The following is a 25,014-nucleotide window of genomic DNA, read 5'->3' on the forward strand; positions in this document are numbered from 1 at the left end:
TAACCCGGAGTAAAAATCGTGTCCAAGCGTCGTGTAGTTGTCACTGGCATGGGTATGTTGTCACCGGTCGGCAACACCGTAGAATCTTCTTGGAAAGCCCTGCTATCTGGTCAAAGCGGTATTTCAAATATCGAACACTTTGACACCACCGAATTCACAACACGCTTTGCAGGTCTTATTAAAGACTTTAACTGCGAAGAGTACATGTCTAAAAAAGATGCTCGTAAAATGGATTTATTTATCCAATACGGTATCGCAGCAGGTATCCAAGCTCTTGATGATTCTGGCCTAGAAATCACTGACGAAAATTGCACTCGCGTAGGCGTGGCGATTGGCTCTGGTATTGGTGGTTTAGGTCTGATTGAAAACGGTATCCATGTTATGAACGACAAAGGCCCACGTCGAGTGAGCCCATTTTTCGTTCCGTCAACCATCGTAAACATGGTTGCAGGTAACCTTTCTATTATGCGTGGCCTTCGTGGTCCTAACATTGCTATCTCTACAGCCTGTACTACTGGTTTGCATAACATCGGCCATGCGGCACGTATGATTGCTTACGGTGATGCTGATGCGATGGTTGCGGGTGGCTCTGAAAAAGCGTCTACTCCAATGGGTATCGCAGGCTTTGGTGCAGCTAAGGCTCTATCAACTAATAATGAAAACCCACAAGCAGCTTCTCGTCCATGGGACAAAGCGCGCGATGGTTTCGTATTGGGCGATGGTGCTGGCATGATGGTACTGGAAGAGTACGAATCAGCTAAGGCACGCGGTGCTAACATCTACTGTGAGCTAGTTGGCTTCGGTATGAGTGGCGATGCGTACCACATGACCTCTCCAAGTGAAGATGGTTCTGGCGGTGCACTAGCAATGGAAGCGGCAATGCGTGATGCGGGTGTGACTGGTGAGCAAATTGGCTACATCAATGCACACGGCACTTCGACTCCAGCGGGTGATGTTGCAGAACTTAAAGGCGTTAAACGCGCTCTAGGTGATGCAGGCTCTGCGCAAGTGAAGGTTTCTTCTACTAAATCTATGATTGGTCACCTATTGGGTGCTGCAGGTTCTGTTGAAGCTATTATCACAGCATTGGCTCTTCGTGACCAAAAAGTTCCGCCAACAATCAACCTAGATAATATGGATGAGCGTGCTGCAGAGCTAGGTATCGACTTGGTGCCAAACGTCGCTCAAGATGTTGATATCGAATATGCTCTATGTAACTCATTTGGCTTTGGTGGTACGAACGGTTCATTAATCTTCAAAAAGATTTAATAATCCTAGATACCATAGAACAAATAGTTAGCTAGAATAGTTTGGGTCAGACTCAGTTTCAAAGAAACTGGCTCTGGCCTTTTTTATTGTTAGTAACCTATGGAAAGAGTGCATGTATTGGATAAATGGAATCCAAGAAGCCACTGTCTCGGCCAGTGACAGAAGCTTCAATTACGGAGACGGCGGTTTTACCACAATCAAAACGATTGATGGAAAGCCTCTTTTTTGGTCTTTGCATGTAGAAAGGATGCAAGCCTGTTTGCAGCTGCTACAAATTTCTCAGCCTAATTGGAAACAAGTGCGGGCATGGGTGGAGCAGGCGGCAATAGAAAAAGGCTTAGGGGGCGTGAAGCTCCACGTCAGTCGAGGCAGTGGCGGTAGAGGGTATAGTCCTGCGGGAGTTACCGAGTCTTTAGTGACCATCAGTGAATTTGGCTACCCTGCACACTACAAAGAATGGCAACAGCAAGGCGTTGAGCTAGGCGTTGCTGAGCACAAACTGGGAATTAATCCCCTATTAGCCGGGCATAAACACAACAATCGATTAGAGCAAGTGCTGTTAAAGGCCGATATTGAACAGCAAGGCCACCTTGACGGGGTAGTGCTTGACCTTAATGACCATATCGTAGAAACAACGATGGCAAATCTATTTTGGGTTAAAGGTAAGACGCTCTATACCCCTAGTATGGAAAAGTGTGGTGTGTCTGGTGTCATTCGCCGATTAGTTATCCAAGATGCTCAGATGTTGGGTATGAAGGTGCTGTTTGGTGAGTTTGAAATGGGACACTTATTGACCGCAGATGAAGTTTTCATGTGTAATTCCTTGTTAGGTATCGCTCCTGTCGTAAAAATCACACATAAATCCTATCCAGTCGGTATAATCACACGCGACTTTCAGGAGAGTATAAATAGTGCTTAAAAAAATCATCACCCTTTGTATCATCTGCATTCTTTTGGCTGGAGCGGGTTTGTTCTACGTTTGGAACCAACTCGACGGCTATGTTAACCAATCAGTGAAAATTGATGAGCCCACTCTAGTGACTATCGAGTCGGGAACCTCATTTAATTCGTTGTTAAATCGATTTGAGAAAGACGGCTGGATTGAACCAAGCGACTTTTCTCGTTTATTGCGTCGTGCGCACCCTGAACTCACTCAGGTTAAAGCGGGCACCTTTCAGGTACAGCCGAATCTTACCCTTAAACAAACCCTTTTAGATTTGGTCCATGGGCAGCAGATGCAATTTAGCATCACCTTTGTTGAAGGAAGCACCTTTAAAGAATGGCGCGCAATGTTCGACGAGGCGCCCCACCTTATACACACGACCAAAGACATGACTGAGGCTGAGATAGCCGAAGCCCTGCAGATTGATAGAGAGAAACTCGAAGGTTTATTCTTGGCTGAGACTTACCACTATACGGTAGGCATGTCAGATTTGGACATCATGAAGCGCTCTCATACACAGTTGAACCGTGTTCTAGAACAATATTGGGGTCAACGCCAAGACAAACTGCCTCTGAAGAACGCTTATGAAGCGCTTATCCTAGCCTCTATTATTGAAAAAGAAACGGCGGTTCCCGAAGAGCGCCCGTTAGTATCGTCTGTGTTTGTTAATCGCTTGAATATTGGCATGCGATTGCAAACAGATCCGACCGTTATCTACGGTATGGGTGATAAGTATAAAGGCAATATTCGTAAGCGTGATTTACAAACGCCAACACCATACAACACCTATACCATGTACGGTCTGACACCAACGCCAATTGCTATGGTCGGTGAAGAGGCAATAGCCGCAGCTGTTGACCCGGATGACAGCAAGTATCTGTACTTTGTAGCAAGTGGTGATGGTGGGCATGTCTTCTCTAAAAACTTAAGAGATCATAACCGCGCTGTTCAAGAATATCTAAGAAAGCTAAGGGCACGTAAATAAATGGAACAAGGTAAGTTTATTGTTGTTGAGGGCCTAGAGGGCGCCGGAAAAAGTACCGCTATAGCGAGTATTATGTCGGTGTTAACCTCGTCAGGTATCGAGAATATCGTCTCAACAAGAGAACCTGGTGGTACTCTTTTAGCGGAAAAAATGCGTGCTTTGGTCAAAGAAGAGCATGAAGCAGAAGAGATTCAAGATATCACCGAATTACTTCTTATGTATGGCGCTCGAGTACAGTTGGTAGAAACTGTCATCAAGCCTGCATTGAGCTCAGGTAATTGGGTGGTGGGAGATCGTCATGACCTTTCATCTCAGGCATACCAAGGTGGCGGCCGGCAGATCCCAGCAGAAACAATGCAGTCATTGAAGCAGATTAGCTTAGGTGATTTTAAACCCGATCTTACCCTATACATGGACATTGAGCCGCGATTGGGTTTAGAGCGTGCGCGCGGCCGTGGCGATTTGGATCGCATTGAAAAAATGGATATTTCGTTTTTTGAGCGAGCACGAGAGCGCTACCTAGAATTGGCTAACAGCGATAGTTCGATTTTAATCATTAATGCTGCGCAGCCGATTGATAAAGTGGCCAGTGATATTGAAGCAGCACTAATTCATTGGTTAGGAAGTCACGAGTAATGAATGGTGTTCAGTACCCATGGCTATCTGAAACTTGGACGAATTTGCAGGCGAGCATGCAACATGGCTCATTGCCTGGCGCTTTGCTGTTTAGTGCAACGGAAGGTCTTGGTGAAGAATCACTGGTTGAAGCATTGCTCAAGGTGCAATTGTGCAACAGTAGTGAAGTAGAGGCATGCGGCTTTTGTCACAGCTGTGCATTATTTCAAGCTGGGACACACCCTGATCTACATCGAATTGCACCCGCTGAGGGTAAAGCGACCATTTCAGTGGACCAGATCCGTGAAGGGAATCGCTATGCTCTAGAGTCGTCCCAATTGAGTGGCCAACGAGTCATTATTATAGAGCCTGCTGAATCAATGACAGAGCAGGCGATGAATGCGTTATTGAAGACACTCGAAAGCCCACCTGATAGCTGTGTGTTTATTTTAAGAAGCCATGCACCTCATCGCTTGTTGCCTACGATTAAGAGTCGCTGTCAGCATTGGCACGTTAAAACACCTGTGCTGAGTGAATATCAGCAATGGCTAACGGCTAATGGGATCTCTGAGGTGCCTGAGCTGTATTATCAGCTGTGCTTAGGCGCTCCATTAAAGCTAAAAGCATTTATTGATGAAGGGCAAGGCGCGGAGTTTGATTCTACATTGGCTGCGTTAACGGATTTTATTGAGCAGGACTTTGCATTACCGAAAACCTTCGTAGATAAGTGTTCTACGGACACGCTCGCTAAGCTGAGTTTGTTGTCATTGGCTTTGATCGAGCTGCAGAAAGGGTATTTTGTTGAACTGCCTACGGTAGAAAACCACCCTCAATTAAAACGTCTCAAATCAGTTTTAGATTATCAGCAGGTGTTTGACATGACACGAAGACTCGCCAAGTTTATTGAGCAACTTACCCTTCATACTGGGCTTAATAAAGAACTACTATTAAGTCAGTGGCTCATTGAAACGAAAACTAGATGATTATTCGTACTAGTTAAAATTATTGTTTACAAGGCGCGCGCATAGCGCGTTTTTTTATAGGTGTTATATGTTTGTAGATTCTCATTGCCATCTTGATAAGCTGAATTATCAAGACTTGCACACTGGTGTAGCCGACGTCATTGCTAAAGCGAAAGCAGCAAACGTCAAGCAACTGTTATCGGTTGGAGTGACCCTTGACGCTTTTCCAAAGATGATCGAGCTCATTACTCCCTTTCCACAGGTTCATGCTTCTGCAGGGGTTCATCCTCTTGATGTGGAGAGCGCATTTGACCTTGAACAGCTTGCTTCTTTTGCTCGACATGAAAAGGTAGTAGCGATTGGTGAGACCGGTCTTGATTTTCATTACAAGCCAGAGACCAAGAACTTACAGATCGAACGATTTGAACAACAAGTTGAGCTAGCGGTTGAAGTAAACAAGCCTTTGATTATCCATACGCGACAGGCACGAGCAGAGACACTCGCAATATTGCGTGACGGTGGGGCAGAAAAGTGCGGTGGGGTTATCCACTGTTTTACTGAAGACCAGTCATTTGCAGAAGCTGCGATGGAACTCGGATTCTACATTTCAGTGTCAGGGATCGTGACTTTTCGTCAAGCTATTGAATTAAAAGAGGTTGTTAAAAAATTACCTCTAGAACGTTTGCTTATTGAAACAGATTCTCCGTATTTGGCGCCAGTGCCTCACCGAGGAAAAGAGAATCAACCTGCCTATGTAGTTGAAGTTGCAAGCTATATTGCGCAGCTAAAAGGCATTTCATTAGGTCAGGTAGCGGAAAAAACTACGCAAAATTTCGCCGATCTTTTTTTGCGTCGCTAAGTTAGTTTTTGTGCGTATTTCACCTCTTTGGTCTAAAATGATGCGATAACTTAGCATAATTACCATATGTGTTGTTTATTATGTTATGTGTTTAAAATCGACTTCACATAGCTGTTGTAGTAAGTTTCCGTATAAAAAATAAGTACTTGAAAGCGCGTACATTAGTGAATAACGTCATTTTTAATGTAGTTTTTTTATTTAAATACAGTTACTTAGGATGCATTTGTTTGTTTATTGTTCGTGTTGTCGAATGTGATCCATAACGGCTTTTGAAAACTTAGATTTTAGTCAGTGAGGAAAGTTGAGGCGCATCAATATATATTTAGAGACGAAAAATATAATCGTAGAGGTTACATTTCTTCGATGGGAACCATCATTCGGACTACGGGGGTAAGTCGATGGGACCCGACAAAATACTAATAATCTTTCAGGAGCATAAACATGTTTAAGAACCTTTTTGCGAACTTGCAGAAAGTTGGTAAGTCTCTGATGCTACCAGTATCAGTACTTCCAGTTGCAGGTATTCTACTAGGTGTCGGCGCCGCTGACCTTGGTTTCATTCCAGACGTTGTATCTAACTTAATGGAACAAGCGGGTGGCTCAGTATTCGGTCAAATGGCTCTGCTATTTGCTGTTGGTGTGGCACTTGGCTTTACAGATAACGACGGTGTAGCAGGTCTAGCTGCTATCGTTGGTTACGGCATCATGACTGCAACACTTAGCGTTATGGCTGGTGTTATGGGCGTTGAGAAAATCGATACTGGTGTTCTAGGTGGTATCCTAGTCGGTGGTGTTGCTGCATGGTCATTTGCACGTTTCTTCCGCATCCAACTTCCAGAGTACCTTGGCTTCTTCGCTGGTAAGCGTGCTGTGCCAATCATCACTGGTTTCCTATCTATTGGTCTTGGTATCCTACTTTCTATCGTATGGCCACCAATCGGTTCTGCAATCGGTGCATTTTCACACTGGGCAGCTGAACAAAACCCTGAGCTAGCATTTGGTATCTACGGTATCGTTGAGCGTTCACTAATCCCATTCGGTCTTCACCACGTTTGGAACGTACCTTTCTTCTTCGAAGCAGGTTCTTGTGTTGACGGAAACGGCGTAGCTCAAAACGGTGTTCTAACTTGTTACCTAGTTGCTGATGAAGCATCTCGTGCTGCAGGTAATGGCTTCGGTCAACTTGCTGGCGGTTACATGTTCAAGATGTTCGGTCTACCAGCTGCTGCAATCGCTATTGCACACTGTGCTAAGCCTGAAAACCGCGCTAAAGTAATGGGTATCATGCTTTCTGCTGCGTTGACTTCTTTCCTAACAGGTATCACTGAGCCAATCGAATTCTCATTCCTATTCGTTGCTCCTGTACTTTACGGAATTCACGCACTACTAGCTGGTTCTGCATACGTTGTTTCTAACGTACTAGGCTTTGTACACGGTACATCATTCTCACACGGTCTAATCGACTTCATCGTTCTTTCTGGTAATGCTCAGAAGATGGGTCTAATGGTTGCTGTTGGTCTTGGTTACGCTGCAATCTACTACTTCGTATTCCGCGCTGTTATCACTGCTATGGACCTTAAAACTCCTGGTCGTGAAGACGAAACAGAAGAAGCAGCTTCAGTTGCAACTGGTTCTGAACTAGCAGGCGAGCTTGTTGCTGCATTCGGTGGCAAAGCGAACATCACAGGTCTTGATGCTTGTATTACACGTCTACGTGTAGCAGTGGCTGACACTGATAACGTTGACCAAGATAAGCTTAAGCAACTTGGCGCAGCGGGTGTAGTTGTTGTTTCAGGTGGTGTACAGGCTATCTTCGGTACTAAGTCTGACAACCTTAAAACAGACATGGACGAGTGGATTCGTAACAACGGTTAATATCCACATATAACCATGATACAAAAAGGAGGCTTAGGCCTCCTTTTTTTGATCTTGAACAAACTGCGATGCTCTAATCACCCTTGGTATACAAGGGCTGAATGTGTTACTAGAAATAAAAATGTGTTACGAAACGCACTTTTACAGATTTCATCACATATCGCTGACAAAGAGCGCTAAAATAAGGTTAAAATTCGCGAAGTTACACATAATCAAGGATACATAAAGTGAATATTGGGAAGTTAGCATTGGTCACGGCAGTTCTTACTGGGGTAGCAACCTATGTTGGAGCAGCGAAAGCAGCCGGTCCTACTAATGTTAAAGTAGGTATGGCGTTTGATCAGGGCCTAAGTGCGGTAGTTAAATTTGAAGACAGATTTAACTTAACTGTAGGCAATGATGGAATGGCGTTTGATTACCATTTTGCCAAAGGCAGCTTTTCTCAAGATGTTCCTTTTGATTGGTATGTCGGGGCTGGTGGCTGGTACGAATGGGATGACGATTGGGGTCTTCGAGTACCGCTAGGCTTGGATTGGAACTTCGCGCCAAATTGGAATGCCTTTGGACAGGTTGCACCAGAATGGCAGATTCAAGACAAATCGAAGCTTAAATTTGGTGCCGCAATAGGTGTGACTTACCGCTTCTAATTTTTATGCAAACAGATACAAGAAAGCCGACATAAACTATGTCGGCTTTTTCATTACTGATAGCTGACAGCTTTAAACTGTCAGCTACTCGTTTTTATTGCTACTTTTTCATTGCCTTACGGATACAGATGGCTGCGCCACCCCAAGTAATCCCAAGGCCAAGAACCATCATAATGATTGCGCTAGTCGTCATAATTACGCTTCCTTTTTGCTTAGTACGTTAATCGCTACACCAATGATAACGAGAAGAGCGAGTAGTCCCCAACCTAGTAGTAGCAGATCAGATTGTGCGTAGCCGCCGTAACCGTCTGTTAGGGTTGCTTTCAATGTGTTGAATAGTGTTAGCGCTAGAATTGCTGGGCTTACAAACTTCAAGCAAACATCAAACCAAACGCCAATTTGGAAATCAGAGACTGAGTTTACATAGTTGCGAATCGTTGCGGTCTTAACAATCCATACAATCAACAGAACTTCGATGAAGCAGCTTAGTACGATACCAATCTGGTTAGTGAAGTAGTCAACAAGGTCTAGCAGTAGCAAACCACCGTTGGTAGCAAACGCTAGAGAGACTATCGCGCCAATACCACACACCAATGTCGCTGCTTTTTTACGTTCTAGCTTAAACTTATCAATGATTGCCGATGTTACCGCTTCAATGATTGATATGTGCGAGCTTAAACCAGCAATAGTCAGTGCTAGGAACAGTAGTGGACCTAGGATATAAGGAGCAGGTAGCTCGTTGATTGCCGCAGGCAATGTAACGAAGGCAAGACCTACACCAGCAGAAACCACGTCTGTGAGCTCTTTACCTTGTTCATGTGCCATGAAGCCTAATACAGAGAAGATCATGATACCCGCAAGGATAGAGAAGCCACAGTTAATCAATACCGTCATAAAGGCGTTGTTATTGATGTCTGATTTCTCTGGCAGGTAGCTAGAGTAAGCAAGCATGATTGCAAAGCCGATACTTAGGGTGAAGAAAATCTGACCGTAAGCCGCTGCCCACACCTTAAGATCCATGATCTTACTGAAATCTGGTTCAAACAGGTAGTTGATGCCGTTAAGTGCACCCGGTAGGAAGATAGTGCGACCGATTAGCACTAATACCATGATGAACAATACTGGCATCATGATTTTAGCTGCGCGTTCGATACCAGACTTAACACCACCTGCAATGGCTGAATAGGTGATAGCCCAAGCTAGAAGCATGGTGCCCGCAATCTTCCATTGGATAGAGCCAAGGTTAGACGGTGAGTTATCACCTAGGTTCAAGTACTCGCTGAAGAAGAAGGCGTTAGTGTCGGTTCCCCAACCCTGATTGAAAGACATGCCAAGGTATGAGATCGACCAACCGATAACAGCAACGTAGTAAACAGCGATACATGCTGCAATACCAACTTGGAACCAGCCCAACCATTCAAACTTTGGATTGACAGAGCGAAGTGCTGCAGGTGCAGAACCACGATATTTTTGACCCAGCTTGAATTCCATAATCATAAATGGAATACCGGCCGTTAACATGGCGAAAAGGTAAGGGATAAAGAATGCGCCACCGCCATTTTCGTAGGCCATATACGGGAAGCGCCATATATTACCTAGACCGATTGCTGAGCCTACTGCGGCTAAGATAAATCCGGTACGGGAACCCCATTGTTCTCGTTTCATAATTACTCCTTGTAATTACTTATGAAGAGTTGCAAATATTAATTGAGAGTTAAGAGTCTCTTTTGCTTAAATAACCAGAGTGTATAAAATAATCACCTCGCATCAATGCGATAAGGTAGTCATTAGTTCTGGTTCAACGCTTAATAAGTAGTGGTTTATTTTTAAGAATTTACTGCCCAGACTCTAAAACTAGTAGAATATTCTGGGTCATAACGGCAGGTTACCGTGAGATATTCTGTCTGGCAAGATATAATAAGGCTCATATATGGGAAGAATGATCGCAGAATTGCTGGTGATAGGGAGCTTATTAATGGATTGTACTGCAAATGACTTTCTGACCGTTGTCATCAATTAAATAAATGCTTTAAGTTAGAGGATATGACTAAATGTTAATTTAAGAGCGAAAAACCAAGGATCTCTCGCTCGTTAATATATTGTTGTGATTATGTGTCGATTTAGAAGCTAAATCTAAAGCCTAGGTTGGCTTGAACTTGGCTCATCCAGTCACCGGAGAACGCATACTTACAGCTTGTACCATCGCTAGAAGAGTTACATACCGTAATGGAATCCCCATCAACCAAGGTTCCTAAGTAGCGAACCTGTCCTTGCAGAGCAAAACTGTCAGTGAATTTGTATTCGACACCGCCATAGAAGCCTGCAGAGAATTTGTATTCATTGCTTGCGCCCTGAACATCTATTTGTGTTCCACCCAAACTCAGACCTATGTAGGAGTTCCACTTGTCTCCTGATGGATAAAAGACGGCACTTTGAAAGTGCAAGTAGCGCAGTGTGGTATCAAGATTAACGTCTTCAATTGAAGAGTCTTGTTGAGAATAGAGTAAGCCTAAGCGCCCTGCATCGACATTAGTTTCAATCGCAATGTTGTAGTTGACGGCTTCCTTGATATCAAAACTGCCATTCTCTTCGGTATCAAACGAACCACCCATGCTGTAGCCAACCATAGGGGTAATGTGGATGTTTGCTTGAGATACAGCAGGATAACCACAGGCTAGTACCAATAGGGTGAGGGTCTTTCTGTTCATAGTATTGTCATCCTTGTCAATCTAGAGCATGTTTACTTAGTGTCAACGATCGACACTCTCGCTAATGTAGCGACTAAGTTACGTAGTTGTAATTGTGACAGTAACTGCATAATTCTGCACGGCTTTTCGCTAAGTCTTGAGAGGTAAACTGAGGAATGCTAAAACTTATGTTAACCCTAGGTATTATTATCTTTAGGGACTGTCGAATATCTATAAGGTGAGAGAATGAGTACCGATCTGAAATTTACCATAACAATAGTAACCTCAATCTTTGCAATACTTATCGCTTATGGATTAGTGGCGGTGTTTAGCTAATTTCATTTGGTGAATAAATGGACAATAGTGGGTTAGTTTGGGGTAACAATGCCTTATACAAGCAAGAGATGTTTGCTGAGTATATTAATGGCAAAAATGCGCTAGTTGCACAGGGAGGAGGACAACGTAGTATCTTCACCGCCGGTGTTTTAGATGCCTTCTTGTATTCCAATTTTGACCCATTTAACACCTTCTATGGCACCTCTGCTGGCGCGCTCAACCTTTGTGCGTACCTCTGCCGGCAACCCGAAATCGGCAAATCATTCCTTTTAGACCTCACCACTGACGATCGTTTTTTCAATCTTTTCAGTTTTATCAGGCAAAAACATTATATTGGGCTCGATTGGGCGCTCGGTAAGATTTGTTCTCCTCCTTATAAACTCGATATTGATATGGGGAAAGAAATGCTCGTTGGAAGAGAGGCCTTTGCTGCAGTGACACGAGCAGACAATTTCCACGATGACTATCTCCCTATGCTTGCGACCGATTGGCTAGATGTTATACGGGCAACGTGCGCGATACCTAACCTTGTATCTAGGCCCATTTCTGTAGCAGGTAAGGAATTTGTGGATGGGGGGGTCTCAGCGTCGGTACCGGTTCAAGAAGCTTGGAGGCAAGGCGCTCGCAGTATTGTGGTAATTCGAACCGAGTTACCAGAACACCCTTTGCTTACAGGGCAAGAAGGAGCAGAGTCTGCGCAGGCGCATGACAAAGAGGTCTGGTATCGCAGTCCGATAGACAATATTCAAAGCTTTTGGAACGACAAGCTCGATCAAGGCAAAAAGAGTATTGAAGACTTTATCGATGAGAGAGTGGGTCAAAGCGGATCTGGAAAACCCATGTCGCGTTTAGAGCTACTCAATGGAGGTCGATGGTTATTCGGGGCGGACAACGTCTATCGATTGTCTCATTTGCTAGGCAATCGACTCGATGCAGGGTTAGCCGATATGCTAATGGTGCACTATCAAACCTATGCGTTGACTCAAGAATTTATCTCTAACCCACCTGAAGACTGCTACGTGATGCAGATCATCCCAGAAGAACCTCTGCGCAGTTCGTCGCTGATGAGCAGTACCGAGGACCTACTCTTTGACTATCAGCAGGGATTAAACTCGGGATATCGCTTCATTGATGAGTATCAGAGCACTCGAAAAAGAAAGATAAAGAAAGGCGCACGCGTTAATTAGCATTCAATGGGTGAGCATGCTCACGCCTTGAGATAACAGTGCTTCACATTTACTTCGAGCTGTAAAAAAATAGAACCTCACGATTGGGGAGAAATTCTATGTACACGGCTCAACCAAGCCACATTGACCATATTAAACAGATTAACGCCGGCAAGGTGTATCAACTAATTGATCAATTTGGTCCCATCTCCCGAATCGACCTATCTAAGCTGAGCGCTCTTGCACCAGCGAGTATCACTAAGATCACCCGCGAGCTTATCGATGCCCATCTTATCCATGAGACGGTTGTGCAAGAGGCGACAAGTCGTGGTCGCCCTGCTGTTGGATTGCAAACCAATAATGAAGGTTGGCAGTTCTTATCGCTTCGTCTAGGCCGAGGTTACTTAACCATCGCACTGCATGAATTAGGCGGCGAGGTGATCACTGAAAAGTACATCGATATTGAAGAGCGTCATCAAGATGAGATGCTTGAGCGTCTGTTGTCTGAGATTACTCAGTTCTTCGAAGACAAGGGAGCAGTACTAGAGCGCATGACCAGTATTGCGATTACCCTACCGGGTCTTGTTCACTCTGAAAGTGGTTTAGTGTTGCAGATGCCTCACTTTGATGTGAAGTATCTTGAGCTTGGCCCTGCGTTGTATAAAGCGACAGGCTTGCCTGTATTTATTGCCAACGATACGCGTGCATGGGCACTGGCTGAAAAGTTATTTGGTAACTCTCAGCAGAACAAGAACTCTGTGCTGATCTCTATTCACAATGGTATTGGTGCAGGGATTATCCTTGAGGACAAAGTCCTTCAGGGTCGCTTGGGGAACGTAGGTGAGCTTGGCCATATCCAAGTCGATCCGAATGGTTACCCTTGCCACTGTGGTAATAGAGGCTGCTTGGAAACGGTAGCCAGCTCTCATGCGCTGCTTCGCCAGGCCCAAGAAGCCATAGCCGCCGGTGATGAAACCAGTTTAGAGCTAGAAACCCTATCGGTCATCAATATCTGTATGGCGGCCAATAATGGCGATGAAGTAGCTCTGAAGATCATCATACAGCTAGCAAAGCGTCTAGGTATGGCGGTGTCTTTGGTGGTGAATATGTTTAACCCAGAGAAGGTGCTTATTGGTGGCGACATCAACGTAGCCAAAGGCATCATCTTGCCTGAGATTGAACGCTGCGTGCAGGAGCAAAGCCTGCCTATCTATCGTCAAGACTTAGAAATTGTACCAAGTCGTTTTATCAAGAATGCCACCATGCCGGGTGCCGCCTTGATTAAGCAAGCCCTATATGATGGTGTACTCTTGATGAAAGTGGTCGAGGGCTAGGCCTTAACCTCTTTAGCTGGCAAAGGCTGATTAATCTGCTCACTAAGCTCAATTAATATCTGGTCATACACTTTAAATATGGTCAGTGATAACGTACTTGTTAGCTGATAAAGTTCTCGTTCATCCAGCTCTTCTATATGACCATGGGCAGAGATGATTTCAGTCAATTGTCTTGCCGCCTGACTGGTACTCGGAGCATGTACGCCCAAGGGTGACAGTAAGCTCAATCGATTTATTTTACGCAGCAGTACCTGTGCCTTCAGGTTCAGACGCTCACACTGCAGCTCATCTCTAGAATCACTCACCAGCATTCTAAACTGGGTCAATGCCTCCAATGAATCAATGACGTGGCTCCACTGCCGTGAATATTGTTCACTCAATTCCACCTGATCGGACTCTACCAACCAAGTTAGCACAATTTCATCAATGAGGTACAAGGTAGCGCGTATGGCTTTACCGTGGCTCATTTGGCCCTTAGATGGCGTCATATCGCGCCATTCAAACAACAAGGTTTGTATCTGTTTCATCAAAAGACGAAACATTGGACGGTCATTAACAAAGCTTTTTTCGACGAGGAAGAGCAGTGAGTTACTGATGTTTTTCTCAATCTCAACGGTATGGTTATCGGGTATAGGTTCAAAGCTAAGATGAGTGTGGGCAAGGTGCCTGTGCTCGCGCAGTTGCTCGGCAACGCTGCGCAGTTCGCACACTAACCGATAGCGATTGTCATTGAGTTTGGATTGCCTGCCGTGTCGCATCAATAAATAGAGCACGATGATAGCGCTGAGACTGGCTGCAATAATCATGAACATAACTTACTCCCTAAAAGCTACGAGCCAAATAAGTGTAATGCAGTATCTATGCCAGAGTGATTTTGTGCGCTTTCGTCAATAAAAACAGCGAGTCGCATATGAAGTGTGAATTAAGTTGCGTTACTTGAGGGCGATATTGCACTGGTTTGGCGCAAAAAAATACCGGCCATTAAGGCCGGTATTTTAGTATTGAACCACTTTGTGACAGTACGGCGTTTACATTACGCGCATGCCTGGCTGTGCACCTTCGTGAGGCTCTAAGATCCAAAGATCTTTACCACCAGGGCCAGCTGCCAATACCATACCTTCAGACATACCAAACTTCATTTTACGAGGTTTAAGGTTTGCTACCATTACGGTGTGCTTACCAATGAGGTCTTCTGGCTGATAGGCTGATTTGATGCCAGCAAATACTTGACGAGTTTCACCACCAAGATCCAGTACCAGTCTTAGTAATTTGTTCGCTTTAGGCACAGATTCACACTCAACGATCTTAGCGATGCGCAGGTCAACCTTGGCAAAATCATCGAACTCGATTTCATCAGCGATTGGCTCTTTAGTCAGCTCAGTTTCGTTTTTAGCTTGCTCTGCTTGTTCTTTGGCCGCTGCTTCAGCTGCCGCATCTTCTTTCGATGCTTCAACCATTGCTTCTACCTTTTTAGGGTCAACACGGTTAAATAGCGCTTTGAACTTGCTGATCTCGTGATCAGTCAAAGGCGTTGCGACACCTTCCCAAGTCAACTCTTGATTCAAGAAGCCTTCAGTGCGAGCTGCAAGCTCTGGCATAACAGGTTTCAAGTAAGCCATTAGCACACGGAACAGGTTAATGCCCACAGAACAGATGTCTTGAAGCTCTTTGTCTTGGCCTTCTTGCTTAGCAACAACCCAAGGTGCTTTTTCATCAACGTATTGGTTTGCTTTATCTGCCAGTGCAGTGATTTCGCGTATAGCTCGGCTAAATTCGCGAGTTTCGTACAGCTCTGCAATACGGTCAGCGGCGTCAGCAAACTCTTTGTATAGCGCTGGCTCAGCAAAGTCTTGAGACAGCTTGCCTTCAAAGCGCTTGGTGATGAAGCCAGCATTACGAGACGCTAGGTTAACGATCTTGTTTACAACATCAGAGTTTACACGCTGAGTGAAGTCTTCAAGGTTAAGGTCTAGGTCATCAATACGACTGTTTAGCTTAGCCGCGTAGTAGTAGCGCAGACACTCTGGATCTAGGTGATCTAGGTAAGTGCTCGCTTTAATGAAGGTGCCTTTAGATTTAGACATTTTTGCGCCGTTTACCGTTACGTAGCCGTGCACAAAAACATTGTTTGGCTTACGGAAACCTGCGCCTTCTAGCATGGCTGGCCAGAATAGGCTGTGGAAGTAAACGATGTCTTTACCGATGAAGTGATACAGCTCAGTGGTGCTGTCTTTCTTCCAGTATTCTTCGAAATCTAGGTCATCACGCTTGCTACAAAGGTTCTTGAAAGACGCCATGTAACCCACAGGTGCGTCAAGCCATACGTAGAAAAACTTATTCTTCTCGCCTGGGATTTCAAAACCAAAGTAAGGTGCATCGCGAGAAATATCCCACTGTTGCAGGCCTGATTCAAACCACTCTTGCATCTTGTTCGCGGTTTCGCTTTGTAAAGAGCCAGAGCGAGTCCACTCTTTTAGCATGCTTTCAAACTGCGGAAGGTCGAAGAAGAAGTGCTCTGAGTCTTTCATTACTGGAGTCGCACCAGATACCGCAGACTTAGGATTAATAAGCTCTGTTGGGCTGTAGGTCTCACCACAGTTGTCACAGTTGTCGCCGTATTGGTCCTCAGACTTACACTTAGGGCAGGTGCCTTTAACGAAGCGATCCGGTAGGAACATTTCTTTTTCTGGGTCAAACAGCTGCGAGATAGTACGGCTAGAGATAAAGCCATTCTTCTTAAGCTCAAGGTAGATGTTAGACGCCAGCTCACGGTTCTCTTCACTGTGAGTGCTGTGATAGTTATCAAAGCTGATGTCAAAACCTGCGAAGTCTTTTTGATGCTCTTCGCTTACCGCTGCGATCATGTCTTCTGGCGAAATTCCCATCTGCTGGGCTTTAAGCATGATAGGGGTACCGTGCGCATCATCGGCACACACAAAGTTTACCGTGTTACCACGTAGGCGTTGGTAACGCACCCAGATATCAGCTTGGATGTGCTCAAGCATATGGCCTAAATGGATTGAACCATTGGCATACGGTAGCGCACAAGTGACGAGCATTTTTCTTAATTCAGTAGTCATACTTAACTTTTCGCAGATAGGTTAAATTTGTAGGCGCTTATACTACCGTAAGCTAGCAATAACGAAAAGGATCTCACGGATAAATTGCATTGTGTTTACCTAGTAACAAGTAAGGAAACCTAGGTAATTGCTGAAAATAACCGCGTATATGTCGATAATTTGTTATAGGTGGAAGAATCCTGTTAATTCAGCGCGATATTAGCGCTAAGATGTATTCATAACTAGAAAAGGACGCATCAATGAATAAAGAAATACAGGGTCTTCACGCTTGGTTGAATCAATTTCAGCATCCGTTACTTGTGAGTGAGTGGACGGCGACTCAAGGCGTGGTGACCGTAGACGAAAAGGACAAAGCGATTGATGTAGAGATCCCCTTTTTGGTGGAGTCTTTAACGCAAGCGGTTGGCGATTGGATATCACAGCACGATGCTCCAACTGAATGGGATGAGTACACGTTTTATGTTTCAGCCCGAGTACGCCCGCTTGAGAGCAAGGTTGTCAGTAGCCTAACCAGCATTAAAAATATCATTGCCGTGACATCGGCAAAGGGCGGAGTGGGCAAATCCACCACTACCGCAAATCTGGCTCTGGCTATCGCCAAGCAAGGCGCTAAGGTAGGCGTGCTGGACGCTGATGTGTACGGTCCTTCTATTCCGTTGATGTTCGGTACTAAGGGCAAAAACTTAGAAATCATCGACAATAAGTGGATGAAACCGTTAGAAGCGCACGGCGTTTTTACTCAATCCATTGGCTATTTGATTTCAAGTGATGATGCAGCGGTTTGGCGTGGCCCTATGGCTTCGAAGGCGTTGATGCAACTGCTTAAAGAAACGCAATGGCCAGAGTTGGATTATCTGATTATCGATATGCCACCGGGCACGGGCGATCTGCAGCTGACCCTTTCTCAAGAGATACCATTAACCAGTGCATTAGTGGTGACAACACCGCAAGACTTGGCGCTGGCAGATGCAATAAAAGGTATCGCCATGTTTGAGAAAGCCGAGGTTGGAGTATTAGGGCTTATCGAGAACATGAGCTATCACGTGTGTAGCAATTGTGGCTCACATGAAGACATCTTTGGCAGTGGTGGCGCGGTGAAATTAGCCGCAGAAAAGGGGATATCAGTATTGGGTCAATTGCCATTGCACCTTAACGTTCGCCGAGACATCGATATGGGGGTGCCTTCTGTGGTAAACCCTGAATCAGCAGAGCAAGCGCAAGGTTATTTACAACTGGCAGAACAAGTGGTGAGTCGCTTATTTTGGCACGGTAAACCCCAGCCTGAACGCATCAGTTTTGTTGAAGTAAAATAATTGTGCGCATTGTGTACCGCATTTGCTAATGGCTGACTAAATTATGCCCAACCTTCAGGGATTATGAGCTTATTTCTGGTATCAAAGTTTATCAATCCCTATAATTACACGGTTTAAATTCTGTTTTTCGTTAGGATCAGTAAATGTCTGAAAATAATCAATGTGTCATCGTCGGCATCGCGGGTGCATCGGCGTCCGGTAAGAGCCTTATTGCTAGTACTATCTATAACGAGCTGCGTGCAAAGGTAGGCCCAGATCAAATCGGTGTAATCACGGAAGACAGATACTACAATGACCAAAGTCATTTGAGCATGGAAGAGCGCGTAAAGACCAACTACGACCATCCAAAGGCATTGGATCACGATCTATTGTGTGAGCATCTTCAGCAACTGGCTGATGGCCATGCGGTTGAAGTGCCAGAGTACAGCTATACAGAGCATACTCGCACTAGCAACACGAAAACCATGACACCTAAAAAAGTTATTATCCTTGAAGGTATCTTGCTACTAACAGACCCTCGTCTTCGCAAGATCATGCATGCAAGCGTATTTATGGACACTCCTTTGGATATTTGTTTGCTACGCCGTGTGAAGCGTGATGTTGAAGAACGTGGCCGCACTATGGAGTCCGTACTGAACCAATACCAAAAAACAGTGCGCCCAATGTTTATGCAGTTTATTGAGCCGTCAAAGCAATACGCCGACATCATTGTTCCACGTGGTGGTAAAAACCGTATCGCGATTGATGTATTAAAAGCACATATTGCTAAATTATTGAAATCTTAGTAATTTACTGACTAGTTGTCGCTTTAATAGACTTGGCACACACGGTTTCATTACACCTAAAGAATAAGCACAGTATTTTTTAGGCTGACGTTACATACAAGTGGCAAGTTTTGGTTAAGAATTAAATGGCACGGATGTGCCATTTTTTGTATCTAACGTTTGCCAAACCCAGCAAGCGCATAGAAAAATCAGGTTACAGGGAAGAAAAGATGAAAAAGCTGTCACTATTTATCATCACACCAATCGTGTTGGTCGTATTAGCCGTCGTCGCCTTGCTAGTATTTGTCGACCCCAATCAATTTAAACCCATGCTGGTGGAGCAAACTAAGAAGCAGACCAACCTTGATTTAACCATTGAAGGGGATATTGGTTGGCAGTTCTTTCCCTCTATTGGATTCTCTCTTGGTAAAACCACGCTAAGTAACCCGGAAGGGTTTAGTGCCCCTAACATGTTAAAAGTCGACCAAGTCGGCTTGGATATCTCCGTTCTGCCATTGCTAGATAAAGAGCTAAGAGTAGGAAATGTCACCTTGGTTGGCGCTGAGTTCTATATGGAAACTCACGTCGATGGCAGCAGTAACCTCGATGCCTTAACGGGATCTCAACAAGCAACTGACGAATCAGTCGCTACTGAGTCCACTACTGAGACAAGCACTGAGACCGCAACTACCGATGCACCCGCAGAACCATGGACTATCTCACTTGAAGGGGCAAACATTGAAAATGCCTTTCTTGAGATCAAAGACGACCAGGCTAAGTTGTATACCAAGCTGGAGAACGTCAACCTGCAGGTGGCTAACTTTAAATTTGACCAATGGACACCAGTAAGCTTTAGCTTCTCTGGGGTAAACAACCAACAGAAATTCGCACTATCCGGTAAAGCGAACGCAAAAACCAATGCAGAATTTACCGATTACCAAGTTAAAGACATTGAAGTCGGCGGAAGCTTCTCACAACCTGACTTTGATCTTGCCAGCTTTGAATTGAAAGTGGATGAGTTCAAATTGGGTGCGTGGGCAAATATATCCTTGCTGGCTAAAGGTAATGCTGCGGGCAACGAATTTGATCTTACCAGCACAGTAAAAGCTCAGCTGGAAAAAGACCTCGCGACCTTTGGTATTAAAGATCTTGCTTTAGAAACTCCACTAAAGGGTAAAGATTTGGATATCGAAACCGTTAGGCTGGGTATGTCGTCATTTAGGTTTGGAGAACCAGGTGGTTTTCAGTTAGCCGTAATTGGTAATGCTGCGGGTATGGATAGCAATATTACAATGATGGGGAGTCTGTTGGTTGATGAGGCGATTTCCAAGGTCAATATCAATGGCTTTGACGTGAAAGGTAAAGTAGCAGGAGACGCGCTACCGCAAAACCCTATCAATTTAGATATCAACTCGAACATCGAATTTGATCTTACCAAGAATAAATTGTCGCTAATTCTAAACAAGCTGGCTGCCAACGACCTGCAATTTGATGGCACTACTAGCGTTGTGTTAGCGGATATTCCCAAGGTTCGCTTTAAGCTACATAGTCCGAACATCAATGTTGATGAATGGACAGGTGCAGATTCGACGCAGCCTGCGACAGCAGAAAAGGCATCGTCAGGATCATCAAATCAAACACCACAGGCAGCACAAGAACCGGATTTATCTGTACTGAAGACAGTAGATGTTGCAGGTAATATCACCATTGATAAGCTGCAGGCCAGTAACGCTAAGATGCAAAATGCCTTTGCGGATATTGCCATTAAAGGTGGCGTGTTTAACCTGCGTTCTTTAAAAGCAAGGCTTTACCAAGGCAGTATCAATGCCAAAGCCGTAGTCAATGCGAAGCAGCCTGTTGCGAGCTACGACATCGATGCAGCGGTTAAGAACGTAAAGGTTGGCCCTTTACTGGTGGATGTAGCGGATAACAACACTCTTGAAGGCACGGGTAATATCGATATAGACCTGAAGGGTAAAAGCCTTATCCCGGATGAACTGAAGAAGCACTTAGCCGGCACCATACAGGTCAAGTTTGCAGATGGTGCGATCAATGGCATTAATGTGGCGCAAATTATTCGTACTAACTATGCCAAGTTCAAGGGTGAAGAAGTGCCAAAGGAAACTGAGGCCAAGAAAACAGACTTTAGCGCTATGAATGCAGTGGTTAAGCTGAATAAAGGGGTGGCAACACTGTCTGGTGTGTCGGTACAGTCACCTTTATTGCGCATCAAAGCGAGTGGTGATGCGAACTACCTAAAAGAGACCATGGATATCTTAGCGAAGACCTCGGTAGTGGGTTCTCTTGAAGGGCAGGGCGGTAAAGACATTGATGATCTGACCGATTTGACTATTCCATTGCGTATACAGGGAAGTTGGGCGAGCCCTAAAGTGAGCTTAGACTTGGCGGCCCTGCAGCAGCAAGAGATCGAACGCAATAAGAAGAAGCTTGAAGAGAAAGCTAGAAAAGAAACTGAGCGCGGTTTGAAAAAACTACTGGGTGATAAAGCCAGTGATGAAGAGACTAAGAACATCACGGATTCATTGCTGAAAAAATTGTTCTAATCGAGGCAAATGACAATGAAAACCTTAGGTTTAATAGGAGGAATGAGTTGGGAGTCCACTCAGACCTACTATCAGCTGTTAAATACTCAAGTAAAGCAGCACCTAGGTGGTCTAAATTCGGCGAAGCTCGTGCTGTATAGCGTCAACTTCGCCGAAATAGAAAAGCTTCAGCGAGAAGGAGAGTGGAAGCAAGCGGCTAAGATTTTGTCTAGAGCTGCACTTTCATTGCAAACCGCAGGTGCAGAAGCGATTGTGATCTGCACGAATACCATGCATAAGGTGGCAGAGGATATTGAGCAGGTTATCTCAATTCCTCTACTCCACATTGCGGATGCGACCGCGCGAACCCTTAAGCAAGAAAATATCGATAAGGTTGCATTGCTGGGTACCGCCTTCACCATGGAGCAAGACTTTTATAAGCAGCGACTGACTGATCAGGCTATTTGTGTATTAGTGCCCAATGAAGAGCAGCGCAAACAGATCCATACGATCATCTATGATGAATTGTGCCAAGGTAAGATCTTGCCTGAATCTCGTCAGATCTATCTTGATATAATTACAGACTTAAAATCTCGAGGAGCCGAAGGCGTGATTCTCGGCTGCACAGAGATTGGGCTGCTGGTTAACAAGGAACACACAGATGTCCCCTTGTTTGATACCACGCTGATTCACGCTTCTTCCGCAGTAGAGTGGTCCCTGACCTAAAAGAGCAGAAATCAATAGAGCGCACTCTTACCTACCAATCAATACCTTTGCGAGCCATGATGCCAGAATCGAAGGCGTGCTTAACATTACGCACCTCTGATACCGTATCAGCCAATTCAATTAGCGAGCGGTGCGCTCCACGACCTGTGATGACCACAGATTGCTGGGTTGGGCGCTGTTCAATGGCGTTAATCACTTCGTCCAAATCTATATAATCAAAGCTGACCATATAGGTAAGCTCATCGAGCAGCACCACGTCGAGACTTGGGTCTTGCAGCATCTTTTTGCATTCTTGCCATACCAGTTGTGCGGCTTCAGTATCTGCCTCTTTGTTTTGTGTTTCCCAAGTAAAGCCTGTCGCCATTACATGAAATGTCACTCCATGCTGCTCTAAAAGGTTTCGTTCGCCGTTATCCCAAGTGCCCTTGATAAACTGCGCCACGCCACAGCTAAAACCGTGTCCTACAGCGCGAGCCACAGTGCCAAAGCCTGATGTGGACTTTCCTTTTCCGTTACCGGTTATGACCAACACTAGCCCTTTTTCTTCCGTAGCCGCAGCTATCTTCTCATCGACTTTTTCTTTTAGCTTTTGCTGACGTTGCTGGTGGCGATCCTGTTGTTGAGTCATTGTCCTTCCCGTTACATTGCTGACATATTGCCGTCATAACTGCGACACAGAATGATGGTGTTAATAGAGCATTCTGCCAATGGTTAAAAATACTCGGTATTGAGACTTGCTGATCCCGAGTTAAGGCTATGATAAACATAGTTCTACTGATAAAAGAAGGATTGATCGCAATGAAGATTTTGGTTGTGTGTATGGGAAACATTTGCCGCAGTCCAACTGCAGAGGCCGTGCTGCGAACGAGAGCCGAAAATAACGGCTTATTGATTGAGGTAGAATCGGCAGGCACCATTGATTATCACCATGGAGAAAAGCCGGACAGTCGTGCAGAGGCGGCAGCGCGGAGCAGGGGCTATTCCTTTGGTAGAAAACGAGCTCGAGGTGTAACGCAAGAAGATTTCTATTACTTTGACCAAATACTGGCAGCGGACAAACAAAACCTCGCAGACCTTCAAGGTATCTGTCCTAGCGAGTATCAATACAAATTGGCTTTGTTTCTTAAAGGTGCAGACCTAGAGACTGATGAAATTCCCGATCCTTATTATGGTGGTGAACAAGGGTTTGAACGTGTGCTTGATCTCATAGAAAGTGGCAGCGACAAAATACTTTCTCAGTTGTAACTTGCTCTGATGGTAATAGGGGAAGCCGGAGTAGGTTTCCCTTTTGCAACAGGGATGATGTATAAGTGGGAGCAATTTGTTTTTATTATGTAATCAGCGGGTTGAATTTACTGTAGTTGAAAGCAATGAAAAATTGATACGACTCACGAATGTAACCAAATGTAAATTTGATCGCTAAAAGTGTATCAAAAGTTGATTTATATCCCCTTTTAAATGCAATGCCTCTGCTAACTTGCGTCGATAATTTGAACATTAGCAAGGTTTATCGACATGTTAGAACTTCTCATTGGATTGGTCGCCACAGTAATCGTCGGCTATTTCATTATTAAAGGTTATCGAGCAGCAGGTGTGCTGCTGACCGCTGGCCTTACACTCCTTATTATTACTGGTCTGCTAGGTCACACTGTATTGCCTGCTAAGGTTGCATCAACGGGGAATACCTTTACGGATGCACTTGAGTTTGTGAAGTATATGCTTCAGTACCGTGGGGGTGGTCTAGGACTGCAGATCATGTTGCTGTGTGGTTTCGCTTCTTACATGACACACATTGGCGCAAACAATGTGGTGGTAAAGCAGTTTTCTAAACCTCTTTCGTTCATCAAATCGCCTTACATTTTATTGGTAGCGGCTTATATCGTGGCGTGTTTGATGTCTTTGGCAGTAAGTTCTGCAACAGGGCTTGGTGTGCTATTGATGGCGACTTTGTTCCCTATGATGACGGCGATGGGTATTTCACGTCCAGCCGCTGTTGCTGTGTGTGCATCGCCTGCTGCGATCATCTTGTCTCCTACTTCTGGTGACGTGGTTATTGCCGCTGAAAAATCGGGCATGGCATTAGATATCTTTGCTTTCCAAACGGTATTGCCAGTTTCTATCAGTGCTATCGCGGTTATGGCGGTTGCGGCTTACTTCTGGAACAAATATCTAGATAAAAAGCAAAATACGCCAATGGAGAAGCTAGACCTTTCAGAGATGGAAGTGAATGCCCCTGCGTTCTATGCCATTTTGCCGTTCTTGCCAATCCTAGGTGTGTTCTTGTTCAACGGACGCACGATTCCTGGCCTCTCGCTAGATATCTATACCATCGTTGTACTGTCTATCTTTATCGGCGCTGTAGTAGATTACGTGGTGAAGCGCTTTGACGGTAAGCAAACCCTTGAAGATCTTGAATCTTGCTATGCGGGTATGGCTGATGCGTTTAAAGGCGTGGTAATGCTACTGGTGGCTGCCGGTGTATTTGCTCAAGGCCTAATGTCTATTGGCGCTATCGATAACCTGATTCACCTAGCGGATAACGCAGGTGCAGGCGCGATTGCTCTAATGCTATTGCTGACGGGGCTAACAGTTGCCGCAGCCATCGCTACCGGTTCTGGTAATGCGCCATTCTATGCGTTTGTTGAACTGGCTCCAGCGTTAGCGGGTAAAATGGGTATTAACCCAGCGTTCCTTATTATCCCAATGCTTCAAGCTTCTAACTTAGGCCGCACAATCTCTCCTGTTTCTGGTGTTATTGTAGCAACCTCTGGTATGGGTAATATCAGCCCATTTGAGGTGGTAAAGCGTACCTTTGTTCCCGTTATGTGTGGTCTTGCCACCGTTATTATTGGTACCATTTTCCTTGTACCTATGGCGGCGTAATCTGACAGCGTAATCAATTCAAATAAG

At 44.9% G+C, this 25,014-nt stretch carries 23 protein-coding genes; 17 read left to right on the forward strand and 6 right to left on the reverse strand.

Annotation, left to right across the window (positions count from 1 at the left end):
- Window positions 1-18 precede the first annotated feature (18 nt).
- The 8 genes from fabF (at window position 19) to OCU35_RS04460 (ending at window position 8,155) form a co-directional block, all read left to right on the forward strand.
- On the forward strand, window positions 19-1,269 hold the full coding sequence (gene fabF, locus OCU35_RS04425; protein WP_017027736.1) for a beta-ketoacyl-ACP synthase II: 1,251 nt from the start codon (window positions 19-21) through the stop codon (window positions 1,267-1,269).
- 112 nt (window positions 1,270-1,381) lie between these two features.
- Window positions 1,382-2,188 (forward strand): aminodeoxychorismate lyase, encoded by an 807-nt coding sequence (pabC, locus tag OCU35_RS04430; protein ID WP_017027737.1) that lies wholly within the window; start codon window positions 1,382-1,384, stop codon window positions 2,186-2,188.
- Window positions 2,181-3,197 (forward strand): endolytic transglycosylase MltG, encoded by a 1,017-nt coding sequence (mltG, locus tag OCU35_RS04435; protein WP_017027738.1) that lies wholly within the window; start codon window positions 2,181-2,183, stop codon window positions 3,195-3,197. The genes pabC and mltG overlap by 8 nt, the downstream gene beginning before the upstream one ends.
- Window positions 3,198-3,833: a dTMP kinase gene (tmk, locus tag OCU35_RS04440; RefSeq protein WP_261825712.1), complete on the forward strand. Its 636-nt coding sequence runs from the start codon at window positions 3,198-3,200 to the stop codon at window positions 3,831-3,833. It abuts the gene before it with no gap.
- On the forward strand, window positions 3,833-4,795 hold the full coding sequence (holB, locus tag OCU35_RS04445) for a DNA polymerase III subunit delta' (RefSeq protein WP_261825713.1): 963 nt from the start codon (window positions 3,833-3,835) through the stop codon (window positions 4,793-4,795). The genes tmk and holB overlap by 1 nt, the downstream gene beginning before the upstream one ends.
- Window positions 4,796-4,862: 67 nt before the next feature.
- Window positions 4,863-5,633, forward strand: coding sequence for a TatD family hydrolase (locus tag OCU35_RS04450; RefSeq protein WP_102367144.1), 771 nt, complete (start codon window positions 4,863-4,865; stop codon window positions 5,631-5,633).
- 441 nt (window positions 5,634-6,074) lie between these two features.
- Complete coding sequence (gene ptsG, locus OCU35_RS04455; RefSeq protein WP_261825714.1) at window positions 6,075-7,508, forward strand: PTS glucose transporter subunit IIBC; 1,434 nt, start codon at window positions 6,075-6,077, stop codon at window positions 7,506-7,508.
- 227 nt (window positions 7,509-7,735) lie between these two features.
- Window positions 7,736-8,155 carry a hypothetical protein gene (locus tag OCU35_RS04460; RefSeq protein WP_017027743.1) on the forward strand — a complete coding sequence of 140 codons (420 nt, stop codon included), beginning with the start codon at window positions 7,736-7,738 and terminating at the stop codon, window positions 8,153-8,155.
- Between the two features lie 100 nt (window positions 8,156-8,255).
- Here OCU35_RS04460 and OCU35_RS04465 read toward each other — a convergent pair whose 3' ends face one another.
- The 3 genes from OCU35_RS04465 to OCU35_RS04475 form a co-directional block, all read right to left on the reverse strand.
- On the reverse strand, window positions 8,256-8,348 hold the full coding sequence (locus OCU35_RS04465) for a MetS family NSS transporter small subunit (protein ID WP_261825715.1): 93 nt from the start codon (window positions 8,346-8,348) through the stop codon (window positions 8,256-8,258).
- A gap of 2 nt (window positions 8,349-8,350) precedes the next feature.
- Entirely contained in the window at window positions 8,351-9,820 is a 1,470-nt protein-coding gene (locus OCU35_RS04470) for a sodium-dependent transporter (RefSeq protein ID WP_017027745.1), read from the reverse strand.
- 455 nt (window positions 9,821-10,275) lie between these two features.
- Window positions 10,276-10,863 carry an outer membrane beta-barrel protein gene (locus OCU35_RS04475; RefSeq protein WP_017027746.1) on the reverse strand — a complete coding sequence of 196 codons (588 nt, stop codon included), beginning with the start codon at window positions 10,861-10,863 and terminating at the stop codon, window positions 10,276-10,278.
- Window positions 10,864-11,088: 225 nt separating this feature from the next.
- Between OCU35_RS04475 and cydH the strand changes: the two genes are divergently transcribed.
- The 3 genes from cydH to mlc all read left to right on the forward strand — a co-directional run bounded on the left by cydH (window position 11,089) and on the right by mlc (window position 13,678).
- Window positions 11,089-11,178 (forward strand): cytochrome bd-I oxidase subunit CydH, encoded by a 90-nt coding sequence (cydH, locus tag OCU35_RS19210; RefSeq protein WP_107504252.1) that lies wholly within the window; start codon window positions 11,089-11,091, stop codon window positions 11,176-11,178.
- A 17-nt stretch (window positions 11,179-11,195) separates the two neighbouring features.
- A complete protein-coding gene (locus OCU35_RS04480; protein WP_261825716.1) occupies window positions 11,196-12,365 on the forward strand; it encodes a patatin-like phospholipase family protein in 1,170 nt (389 codons plus the stop codon).
- Between the two features lie 98 nt (window positions 12,366-12,463).
- Entirely contained in the window at window positions 12,464-13,678 is a 1,215-nt protein-coding gene (mlc, locus tag OCU35_RS04485) for a sugar metabolism global transcriptional regulator Mlc (protein ID WP_261825717.1), read from the forward strand.
- Here the strand turns inward: mlc and OCU35_RS04490 are convergent.
- Both OCU35_RS04490 and metG read right to left on the reverse strand, forming a co-directional pair.
- A complete protein-coding gene (locus OCU35_RS04490; protein WP_261825718.1) occupies window positions 13,675-14,490 on the reverse strand; it encodes a hypothetical protein in 816 nt (271 codons plus the stop codon). The genes mlc and OCU35_RS04490 overlap by 4 nt on opposite strands.
- A 216-nt stretch (window positions 14,491-14,706) precedes the next feature.
- Window positions 14,707-16,758, reverse strand: a complete 2,052-nt coding sequence (gene metG / locus OCU35_RS04495; protein WP_026012843.1) for a methionine--tRNA ligase — start codon at window positions 16,756-16,758, stop codon at window positions 14,707-14,709.
- Between the two features lie 239 nt (window positions 16,759-16,997).
- Between metG and apbC the strand changes: the two genes are divergently transcribed.
- The 4 genes from apbC to OCU35_RS04515 all read left to right on the forward strand — a co-directional run bounded on the left by apbC (window position 16,998) and on the right by OCU35_RS04515 (window position 22,104).
- The gene (gene apbC, locus OCU35_RS04500) at window positions 16,998-18,071 is read left to right on the forward strand and encodes an iron-sulfur cluster carrier protein ApbC (RefSeq protein WP_261825719.1); all 1,074 of its coding nucleotides are present in this window, start codon (window positions 16,998-17,000) and stop codon (window positions 18,069-18,071) included.
- A gap of 143 nt (window positions 18,072-18,214) precedes the next feature.
- Window positions 18,215-18,856: a uridine kinase gene (udk, locus tag OCU35_RS04505; RefSeq protein ID WP_017027752.1), complete on the forward strand. Its 642-nt coding sequence runs from the start codon at window positions 18,215-18,217 to the stop codon at window positions 18,854-18,856.
- Between the two features lie 209 nt (window positions 18,857-19,065).
- Window positions 19,066-21,399 (forward strand): AsmA family protein, encoded by a 2,334-nt coding sequence (locus tag OCU35_RS04510; RefSeq protein ID WP_261825720.1) that lies wholly within the window; start codon window positions 19,066-19,068, stop codon window positions 21,397-21,399.
- Window positions 21,400-21,414: 15 nt separating this feature from the next.
- Window positions 21,415-22,104, forward strand: a complete 690-nt coding sequence (locus tag OCU35_RS04515; protein WP_261825721.1) for an aspartate/glutamate racemase family protein — start codon at window positions 21,415-21,417, stop codon at window positions 22,102-22,104.
- 31 nt (window positions 22,105-22,135) lie between these two features.
- Here the strand turns inward: OCU35_RS04515 and cobO are convergent, their stop codons facing one another.
- Window positions 22,136-22,732, reverse strand: a complete 597-nt coding sequence (cobO, locus tag OCU35_RS04520) for a cob(I)yrinic acid a,c-diamide adenosyltransferase (protein WP_065598480.1) — start codon at window positions 22,730-22,732, stop codon at window positions 22,136-22,138.
- Window positions 22,733-22,902: 170 nt separating this feature from the next.
- On the opposite strand from cobO, the gene OCU35_RS04525 reads away from it, so the two are divergent.
- Complete coding sequence (locus tag OCU35_RS04525) at window positions 22,903-23,349, forward strand: low molecular weight protein-tyrosine-phosphatase (protein WP_261825722.1); 447 nt, start codon at window positions 22,903-22,905, stop codon at window positions 23,347-23,349.
- Window positions 23,350-23,619: 270 nt separating this feature from the next.
- Window positions 23,620-24,987: an anaerobic C4-dicarboxylate transporter DcuC gene (dcuC, locus tag OCU35_RS04530; protein WP_017027757.1), complete on the forward strand. Its 1,368-nt coding sequence runs from the start codon at window positions 23,620-23,622 to the stop codon at window positions 24,985-24,987.
- Window positions 24,988-25,014: the final 27 nt, after the last annotated feature.

This window comes from Vibrio breoganii, from assembly GCF_024346795.1.
GTDB classification, from domain to species: domain Bacteria; phylum Pseudomonadota; class Gammaproteobacteria; order Enterobacterales; family Vibrionaceae; genus Vibrio; species Vibrio breoganii.